The sequence below is a fragment of the Desulfobaculum sp. genome, assembly GCF_054921475.1.
This window is the reverse complement of record NZ_JBUDSW010000151.1, coordinates 1-8960: the sequence shown is the minus strand read 5'-3', so window position 1 is coordinate 8960 and position 8960 is coordinate 1. Positions and strand designations below refer to the sequence as shown.

The following is an 8960-nucleotide window of genomic DNA, read 5'->3' as shown; positions in this document are numbered from 1 at the left end:
ATGCGTGGTACAAGGAGCGGTGCTACGAGTTGCCGGAGGACTATGACCCAACAGACCGCGCCGCGGCTATGGACAAGGCCTTGGAATTCGGCGACCGCATCCCCCTCGGGGTGCTGTACACGGTGGAGAAGCCCAGCTTTGACGAACGGTTGCCGCACTTGCACGGCGCGCCCCTTGGTGAGCAGACCGTGAACCGCGAGGCTCTGCGCGAGGTCATGATGTCCTACGCGTAGTGCGGATACCGCGAGTAAAACAGGAGCCGGACCAGTGGTTCGGCTCTTTTTTTGTGCGCTGTCTGTGGTAGGATAGTCCGATGAGTACAGGCTATTCCCCGGATTCCATATGGAGCCGCCAGCGGCTGGTACGGTACGGTATGTCCGCGCTGTGCGCTGTGGTGTGCCTGTGCGCCGCGCTGTGGGGGAGCGTGCCGGCTTGTGCTGGGATGGGCGCCCTCGCGGCACCGGCGGGGCATGTGCAGGTGGGGGGCCAGCCTGCGCAAGCGGCCCTTGATATGGCCCACATTTGGGAGACGGTTGCCCTGTTTGGCGAGCCGGACGCCCTGCATGGCACGGCGTCGCACCGTGTGCCGCAGACGCGCCTGCGGCATCTGGCGGCAGTGTTTATGGGCATATTTGTGGTGCTGGGCGTCTTTGTCTTTACCCATTACCGCGCAACACGCATCCGGCGCGAGGTGGAGGACCGTCTGCGGCGGCGGGAGCGTGAATATCGGGTGCTGGTGGAGAATATCCCCAGCGTTGTCTACCGCTGCGTGAATGACGAGGACTGGACCATGCGCTACCTGAGTGACCGCGCGGAGGCACTCACCGGGTACGCGGCCACGGACCTGCTAGGCAGCGTGCGGCGGAGTTATGGGTCCATCATCCACCCGGACGATAGGCAGGCCGTGGCGGATGGCGTCGCCGCTGGTTTGGACTATGACGGACGCTTTACGCTGGAGTACCGCATTGTAACGGCCTCTGGCGGTGAAAAGTGGATATATGAGATTGGGCAGGGCGTTCGCGGGGATGACGGCGAGTACAGGGTGCTGGTGGGCACGCTTACCGACGTGACGGACCGCAAGCTGGCCACGGCGGCACTGCAGCGCAAGGCGCAGGAGTATGCCCGCGTGGTGGAGGAGCGCGAATTGCTGCTCAGCTCCATGCGCGACTTTGTCTATCGGCATAACCGTGACGGGGTGTTTGAGTATGTGTCCCCCAGCGTTGAGGCTGTGCTTGGGTACAAGCCTGAAGAATTTCGGGTGCATTACAGGCAAACGCTGACGGACAGTCCGCTGAACGCCAAGGTGGAAGAGCAGACAAGGCAGGCGCTGACCACAGGCATTGCGCAGCCGCCATACTTGGCAGAAATGGAGCACAGGGATGGCTCGCGGCGCGTGATGGAGGTGAGCGAGCGGCCCATTATGCGTGATGGGTTGGCCATTGGGATGGTTGGTGTGGCGCGCGACGCAACGGAGCGCGTGCACGCCGCCAACGAGATAGAGCGCCTGCGCAAGCTGCTGGCGAACATCGTGAATTCCATGCCCTCGGTGCTTGTTGGAGTGGATGGTGACGGCGTGGTTACGCAGTGGAACCGCCAAGCGGAACGCGAAACCGGCACCAGTGCGGAAGAGGCCATTGGGCAGTCCATTGAGGCAGTGTTCCCTCGCATTCAGCGGCAGATGGACCGGGTGCGCAAGGCCCTGCGCGAGCGCGAGGTGCAGGCGTCCAGCAAGGCGGCCAGCATCCACAACGGGCGCACCGTGTATGAGGACGTCACCGTGTATCCGTTGGTGACAAATGGGGTAGAGGGCGCGGTTATCCGCATAGATGACGTGACCGAACGTGTGCGCATAGAAGAAATGATGATTCAGACGGAGAAGATGCTGTCCGTTGGCGGGCTGGCGGCGGGTATGGCGCATGAAATAAACAACCCGCTGGGCATCATTCTGCAATCCGCCCAGAATCTGGAGCGGCGGATGAGTCCGGACCTTGTGAGGAACGTTGAGGTGGCGCAGGAGTGCGGCGTGGACCTTGCCGCCGTGCAGCGCTACATGATTGAGCGCCGCGTGGATACGTATGTGGCGGCCATTAAGGAGGCGGGTCAGCGCGCCGCGCGTATTGTCCATAATATGCTGGACTTTAGCCGCAAGAGCGAGTCCGCCCTCGCGCCCTGCGATATCAATGCCTTGCTCGACCGGGTGGTGGAACTGGCTTCCAGTGATTACGACCTCAAGAAGCGCTACGACTTTAAGCTTATCGAGATTGTGCGCGAGTATCAGGACGGACTGCCGGACATTGTCTGCACGCAGACCGAGATAGAGCAGGTTATTTTGAACCTTTTGAAGAATGCGGCGCAGGCCATGGCGGAGACCACGCACGGGCGCCAACCCCGCATCACCCTGCGCACGCGGCAGGAGGACGACTCTGTCCGCATTGAGGTGGCGGACAACGGACCGGGGCTCAAGAAGGAACACCGCAAGCGCGTGTTTGAGCCGTTTTTTACCACCAAGGCGCCGGGAGTTGGGACGGGACTGGGGCTGTCCGTGTCGTATTTTATCATCAGCCAAAACCATTATGGGACCTTCCACGTGGAATCCACGGAAGGCGGAGGCGCGACCTTTGTCATCTGCCTGCCACGGGATAGGGAGGCCATGGCCCGGCGCATGAAAGAAGGCAAGCCGCCGCAGAATATGTTTGGCGCGGACGAGGACGACCCGACATAAAAAAGCCCCGGCGAACCGGGGCTTTTGTGTATCTGTCATCAGCGCCACATGGGGCTGGTGAGGACGACGGACTAGTCGTACTTCACCGAGGAGAAGCGCATCAGCTTGTTCCAGCTGTGCGAGGCTTCAATGTGGCGGATGGTTCCGGTCTTGCCGCGCATGACCAGCGAATGGGTCGTTGCGCCGCTGCCGGAGTAGGTGACGCCCTTCAGGAAGGTGCCGCCGGAGATGCCCGTAGCGGCAAAGAAGGTGTCGTCGGTCTTCACCAGCGTACGCACGGTGAAGATTTCGCGGACGTCGATGCCGGAGTCCATCAGGGCCTGCTCTTCCTTTTTGGAGCGCGGGTCCAGACGGGCGAGCATTTCGCCGCCCATGGCGCGGATGGCGCAAGCGGACAGCACGCCCTCGGGGGTGCCGCCGGTGCCCATCATGCAGTCAACCTCAGAGCTGGGGTTGATGGCCATGAGGGAGCCAGCCACGTCACCGTCGGTGTGCAGCTGGATGCGTGCGCCAGCGGCGCGGATTTCCTGAATAAGCTGCTTGTGGCGGGGCTTGTCCAGCACGAAGACGACGAGGTCGTCCACGTCCTTGCCCAGGGCCTTGGCAATCTTGGTCAGGTTGTCTTTGACCGGGGCGTCGAGGTGAACGACGTCCTTGGCCGGTGCGGGGACGACCAGCTTCTGCATGTAGTAGCTGGGACCGGGATTGAACATGGTGCCCTCGGGCGCAACACCAACGACAGAGATGGCGTTGGGGCGGCCAAAGGCCAGCAGGTTCGTTCCTTCCACGGGGTCCACAGCGACGTCAACGCCGATGCCGCCGCCAGCGCCCACCTGCTCTCCATTATAGAGCATGGGGGCTTCGTCCTTTTCGCCTTCGCCGATGATGACGGTGCCGTTGATGGGCAGGGCGTTAAAGGACAGGCGCATAGCATCCACAGCAGCCTGGTCCCCGGCCTCTTTGTTGCCTTTGCCGAGCCAACGACCCGAGGCAAGGGCCGCCGCTTCCGTGATGCGGACCAGATCCATTGCGAGATTGCGTTCAGGGGCTTCCACTGTGACTCTCCTTTCTAGCGCCGTATTCGGTTAGCCGAGCTTTTCGGTGATAATGCGGGACAGGTTCTCGGGAGTAAAGCCATATTCCTTGGCGAGTTCGCCCGCGGGGGCGGAAGCGCCGAAATGGTCCATGCCGTACACGATGCCGTCGATGCCAGCATACTTGTACCACAGCGCGGTGGAACCAGCCTCCACAGCCACGCGCAGGCCGCCGCCGAGAACGGCGTTTCTGTACTCTTCGGGCTGCTCGTCGAACAGCTCGTGGCAGGGGATGCTGACGATGCGGACCTTGCGGCCGTCCAGCTGCTTGGCGGTCTCCATAGCGAGGGAGACTTCGGAGCCGGAGGCCATGATGGTCACGTCGGGTTCGCCTTCGCAGTCCTCAAGGATGTAGCCGCCCTTGGCCGGGCCGTCCACCACAGAGGGGTAGGAGGCCGGAGCCAGCACAGGCAGACCCTGACGGGTCAGCAGCAGGGTGCTGGGGCGGTCGGTCTGCGTGAGGGCGATTTCAAGGCTAGCACGGGTTTCGTACGCGTCGGCGGGCCTGAAGACCAGCAGGTCCGGAATCAGGCGCAGGGAGCTGGCGTGTTCCACCGGCTGGTGGGTCGGGCCATCTTCGCCAACGTAGAAGGAGTCGTGCGTGAAGACGTGCAGGACGGGCAGCTTCTGCAGGGCGGACATGCGCAGGGCGTTGCGTTCGTAGTCGGAGAAGACGAGGAACGTGGCGCCAAAGGGAATCACGCCGCCGTGTGCAGCCATACCGTTGAGGATGGCGCCCATGGGGAATTCGCGTACGCCGAAAGAAAGGTTCCGTTTGCTGTGGTCGTCGGCGCAGAACACGCCCACGGTGTCGCGGAACTTGGCAGTCTGGTTGGAGGGATCGAGGTCGGCGGAGCCGCCAGCCAGCAGGGGCAGCTGGTGCATGATTTCATTCAGGCATGCGCCCCAAGCCTTGCGCGTGGCAACGGAGGAGCCGGCCTCGAACTCGGGCAGGTTCAGCTTCAGGTCGGTGCGTTCGGCGGTCACGCTGGCCCACAGGGCGTCGAAGTCGGCGTCGTTTTCGCGGCGTTCGACAATCTTGCGGCTCCACTTCTTGGCCTCGGCCTCGTAGAAGCCGAAGTTGGACTGGAAGTGGGTGAGCACTTCTTCGGGCACCTGGAAGTCGGCCTTGGGATCAAGCCCCCACTTTTCCTTGGTGGCGGCGATTTCCTCGGGCGGCAGCGGCGCGCCGTGGGTTTCGTGGTCGCCTTCGCGGGTGGCAGTGCCCTTGGCCATGACGGTGTGGCCGATGATGAGCGTGGGGCGCGAGCTGAGCTGGGCGTCGCTGATGGCCTTGCGGATGGCGGTGTGGTCGTGGCCGTCAATGTCGATGACGTTCCAGCACATGCCTTCAAACACGGCCTTGTAGTCGATGCAGTCGCAGCGGTCGGTGGGGCCGGCCAGCTGGACGTCGTTTTTGTCGTACAGCACAACCAGCTTGCCAATCCCCCACAGGCCGGCCAGAGAGGCGGCGCCGAGGGCGACGGGCTCCTGCAGGTCGCCGTCGGAGGCCAGCACGTAGGTGTGGTGGTCCACGGCGTCCTTGCCGGTTTTGGCGCGGAGCATGGCTTCGGCGACAGCTTCACCAACACCCATGGCAAAACCCTGACCCAGCGGACCGGTGGTCACTTCCACGCCGGGGATTTCAATCTCGGGGTGGCCGGGGGTTTTGCTGCCAAACTGACGGAAGGCCTTCAGGTCCTCGATGTCGAGGTAGTCACAGAAGTGCAGCAGTCCGTACAGCAGGGAGGACTCGTGACCGGCGGACAGGATGAACCTGTCGCGGTTGAACCAGTCGGGGTTGGTGGGGTCGAAGCGGAGAAAATCCTTGAACAGAATGTAGGCCATATCCGCGGAGGACATGGGGCCGCCGGGATGACCGGAATTGGCTTTGCGGGTGGCGTCCATGACCAAAGCCTTGAGGACGTTCACGGCCTTGGCATCCAGAGCGGGAATCACCTCGGTCTTCATGGTCTATTTTCCTTTCCGCCGGGGAGGCGTTTGGGTTTGTATCCGGATAAGCCGGAGAATCTTGCGATTAGCTCTTTTCAATGAGGTCGATGCGGCGCTGGTGGCGTCCGCCTTCGAACTCGGTGTCGATGAAGATGTCGAGAATCTGCTGCGCCGCGCCGGGGCCGGTGACGCGCTCGCCAAGGCACAGGACGTTGGCGTCGTTGTGCAGGCGGGTCATGAGGGCCTGGTAGGAGTTGGCGCAGACCGCAGCGCGGATGCCGGAAACCTTGTTGGCCGTCATGGACATGCCAATGCCGGTGCCGCAAACGAGCACGCCGAGGCATTCGTTTTCCAGAACGTACTGGGAAAGCTGCTTGGCGTAGACGGGGTAGTCGACGCTGCAGGTGTCGAACGGGCCAACGTCGTGGACGGTGATGCCGCGCTCTTCCAGATGCTTTTTCAAGGTCTCCTTAAGGGAGAAGCCTGCATGGTCAGAGCCGATGGCGACCGCTTTCTGTGACATGATGCCACCCTTTTCGTGATGTGAGTTTTGATGGTTCGTGGCAGACGGCCGGCTATTTGCCGGATTCCAGACCGAGGTCCTTGGCACGGGTCTTCAGGTCGTCCTCGCGGGCGCGGGTGCACTGGTCGCGAAGGAAGTCAATCTCTTCCTGAAGAAACTCGATCTGCTTGAGCGAGAGGTGAATCGCGGAGTCCGCGGCAGGGATGCTGCCCGTGGACGTGCGGCCGTCTTCGCCGGGGATGATGGTTTCGTGAACCTGTTTGCCTATGGCTGCGTACTCTTTGGCGAGCCGCTTTTCCAGTTGGCGGATTTCAATGGCGCGCAGGCCTTTGAGGACGAGCCACTTGAGTTCGCCCATAAGGACCTTGAGGCCGGTGATCAGGTTGTCCGTCACGCTGTCGCTCTTCTGCCGAATATCCGTTCTGTCCATCTTGACGTCGGGCATCATTCAGTTCCTTGAGAAATGTCAGAGTTCAAGCGGTGCAAGCGAGTCCAGAGGACGCATCACCGTTCCGGGGGGCAGAGGAAGTTCCAGTGCGCCCCGGGGCCAAACATGTGTGGACGTATCCACGTGCTTCACCCTGAGAACCGCCCGGTCGCCGGGCTGAATGCGTAAGTCCAGACGACGGGCGCGGGGTGCCGCGTCCGCTTCGTCTGTATACCGCTCAAGGCGAAGGGTCCAGTTTTTGTTTTTGTGCCGCCCGGTCAGTTCCACAGGTTGGGCCATTGCGTCAAGGGTTATGCTTGACACTTTGCCCCCTGTAAAGTGGTAACAAAGCCCGCCATCCGGTTGTATTTCAACGGAATCGTACGATTTGGCGACAAGTTTTGCGTATTGGCCGCTGAGCAGTTGCGAGAGCTCCGCAAGGCCAAATGGCACAGGAACGCCAAGGGCGGCGGCGGTGCCGTCACTACCATGGTGGACATAGGCGGTGCGCTGGTCGGGTATGTAGCCGACAAGGGTGTCGGGGTCCTGCCGCAGGCTGGCCACAATGGAGCCAAACCCCGCGCTGACGTCCATACGCAGTGCGCCACCCGGCTGCCCCCACAGTTCAATGCGGACGCGTCCGGTGCGGCGGCCTTCCAGTTGCAGGCTGGCCGCGGCGCGGATGCTCTCCGCTTGCCGCGCAAGGGAGCGCTCCTGAAAGGTAGCCCACAGGGCCGGAGCGTCCACAACAGGCACGGCGGCCGGGCGGGGCTTCGCACAACCGGAAACGAGCATGGCGGCCACAATGGCAGCCAGCATGACGAGAGCGGCCCGCGGCATGTGCCGCGGGCCGTTGACGGTTGGAATCATAAGGCGTCCAGCTTCTCCTGAACGGCAGGATTGCCGGGATTGAGTTCAAGACTGTTGCGGTAGCCCTCGCGGGCCTTGGCCATTTTGCCAGCCGCGCGGGCGATGTCGCCGTAGTGCTCCCATATGGTGGGGTCGTCGGCAACGCGCTCCACGGCGCGGACGATGTGCTCCCATGCCTTGGCATAGTCGCCCTGCAGGTAATACAGCCACGCCAGCGAGTCGATGATGTAGCCGCTTTCGGGCTTCAGCTCCAGAGCGCGGTTGATGAGGATGGCGGCGCGGTCAAAGTCTTCGCCGTCCTCGGCAAGGGCGTAGCCCACATAGTTGAGGGCGTCCGCATGCTCCGGATTGATGGAGATGATGCGCTCCATGGTGGCGATGCCTTCCTGCCGCAGCCCCTGCTTGTCCTGAACAATGCCAAGGGTGTAGAGCAGGCCGGTATCCTTGGGCCAATGGCTCAGCGCGCCTTCCAGCACCTTGCGGGCTTCGTCGTTGTGGCCAAGGGTCTCGTGGATGCTGGCTTCAAGGAGCCAGTAGTCCTTGATATCCGGGTTCTGCTCTTTTTCGTGCTCCACAAGGGAGAGGGCGGCGTCGCTCTTGCCGATGTCCACCAGCAGCTGCACGCGGAAGCGTATGGCCTTGTCGTGGTGGACGTCCTCGCGCGGGATGCGTTCGAGGAAGCTGAGCGCCTTGCCGGGGTTTTGGTCCCCATCATAGGCGAGCAGGGCCTTGTAGAACCACACGCGGGACGCGGCCTCGGACTCGTCCAGAGGCAGCGGGTCCAGTATGGCGTGGGCCTGGTCGAAGAACTTTTCCTCAAGGAACATGGTGGCGGCTTCCAGCGCGAACTGGGTGTCCTCCGGGCCCTGCTTGAACAGGTTGAGGGCTTTGTCCGGGTTGTTCATCTTGAGGTTGAGGTCAATAAGGCGCAACCACACTTCGCCGCTGGTTTCACCAAGCTCCAGAATGCGGTTGTAGGTCTCCTCGGCGGCGACGTAGTCACGCTCCACCTCGAAGAGGTAGGCCATTTCGGCCCATGCTTCCACGAATTCGGGCTTCAGCTCCACGGCGCGGTACAGCTTGCCGATGGCCTGACGGTTCAGGCCAAGGCCGGCGCTGGCTTTGGCGCTGTAGTAGAGCATGGAGGCGTCGCGGGAGTCGTCGGGCACGCGCTTTAAGACGTCAAGGGCGCGGGCAAAGTGCTTGGACTCGATAAGTACGACGGCCAGCTCTTTCTGCGCGCCCCAGTCGTCGGGGTGATGGGTGAGGTAGTCCTCAATGGTCACCGCCGCCGCGTCGAAGCGCTTTTCGGCAAAGTAGGTGGTGGCAAGGGTCAGGACGAGGTCGCGGTTTTCCGGGTGCAGTTCAATG

7 protein-coding genes and 1 pseudogene are annotated in these 8960 nt (G+C 62.4%); 2 read left to right on the top strand and 6 right to left on the bottom strand.

Annotated elements, in window-relative coordinates; translation table 11 throughout:
- Positions 1–233: pseudogene (locus tag ACY69P_RS10655) on the top strand (2-oxoacid ferredoxin oxidoreductase); the annotation flags it as partial.
- 80 nt (positions 234–313) lie between these two features.
- A complete protein-coding gene (locus ACY69P_RS10650) occupies positions 314–2722 on the top strand; it encodes a PAS domain-containing sensor histidine kinase (protein ID WP_462327454.1) in 2409 nt (802 codons plus the stop codon).
- Between the two features lie 71 nt (positions 2723–2793).
- On the opposite strand, the gene glpX is transcribed toward ACY69P_RS10650, so the two are convergent.
- From glpX to ACY69P_RS10620, 6 genes are all read right to left on the bottom strand, one after another.
- Entirely contained in the window at positions 2794–3777 is a 984-nt protein-coding gene (gene glpX / locus ACY69P_RS10645) for a class II fructose-bisphosphatase (RefSeq protein WP_404844733.1), read from the bottom strand.
- A gap of 30 nt (positions 3778–3807) precedes the next feature.
- Entirely contained in the window at positions 3808–5787 is a 1980-nt protein-coding gene (gene tkt / locus ACY69P_RS10640) for a transketolase (RefSeq protein WP_462327453.1), read from the bottom strand.
- Between the two features lie 67 nt (positions 5788–5854).
- Complete coding sequence (gene rpiB, locus ACY69P_RS10635; protein WP_459899578.1) at positions 5855–6292, bottom strand: ribose 5-phosphate isomerase B; 438 nt, start codon at positions 6290–6292, stop codon at positions 5855–5857.
- 52 nt (positions 6293–6344) lie between these two features.
- A complete protein-coding gene (locus ACY69P_RS10630) occupies positions 6345–6740 on the bottom strand; it encodes a hypothetical protein (RefSeq protein ID WP_462327452.1) in 396 nt (131 codons plus the stop codon).
- A gap of 18 nt (positions 6741–6758) precedes the next feature.
- Positions 6759–7589, bottom strand: a complete 831-nt coding sequence (locus tag ACY69P_RS10625) for a LolA family protein (protein ID WP_462327451.1) — start codon at positions 7587–7589, stop codon at positions 6759–6761.
- Positions 7586–8960, bottom strand: a 1375-nt coding sequence (locus ACY69P_RS10620) for a tetratricopeptide repeat protein (RefSeq protein ID WP_462327450.1), incomplete at its 5' end; no start/stop codon positions are given. The genes ACY69P_RS10625 and ACY69P_RS10620, both read right to left, overlap by 4 nt.

Excerpts from the sequence above, each read along its gene's own strand:
- ACY69P_RS10650 (WP_462327454.1), top strand. The coding sequence starts at position 314 with ATGAGTACAGGCTATTCCCCGGATTCCATATGGAGCCGCCAGCGGCTG.
- tkt (WP_462327453.1), bottom strand. The coding sequence starts at position 5,787 with ATGAAGACCGAGGTGATTCCCGCTCTGGATGCCAAGGCCGTGAACGTC.
- rpiB (WP_459899578.1), bottom strand. The coding sequence starts at position 6,292 with ATGTCACAGAAAGCGGTCGCCATCGGCTCTGACCATGCAGGCTTCTCC.
- ACY69P_RS10630 (WP_462327452.1), bottom strand. The coding sequence starts at position 6,740 with ATGATGCCCGACGTCAAGATGGACAGAACGGATATTCGGCAGAAGAGC.
- ACY69P_RS10625 (WP_462327451.1), bottom strand. The coding sequence starts at position 7,589 with ATGATTCCAACCGTCAACGGCCCGCGGCACATGCCGCGGGCCGCTCTC.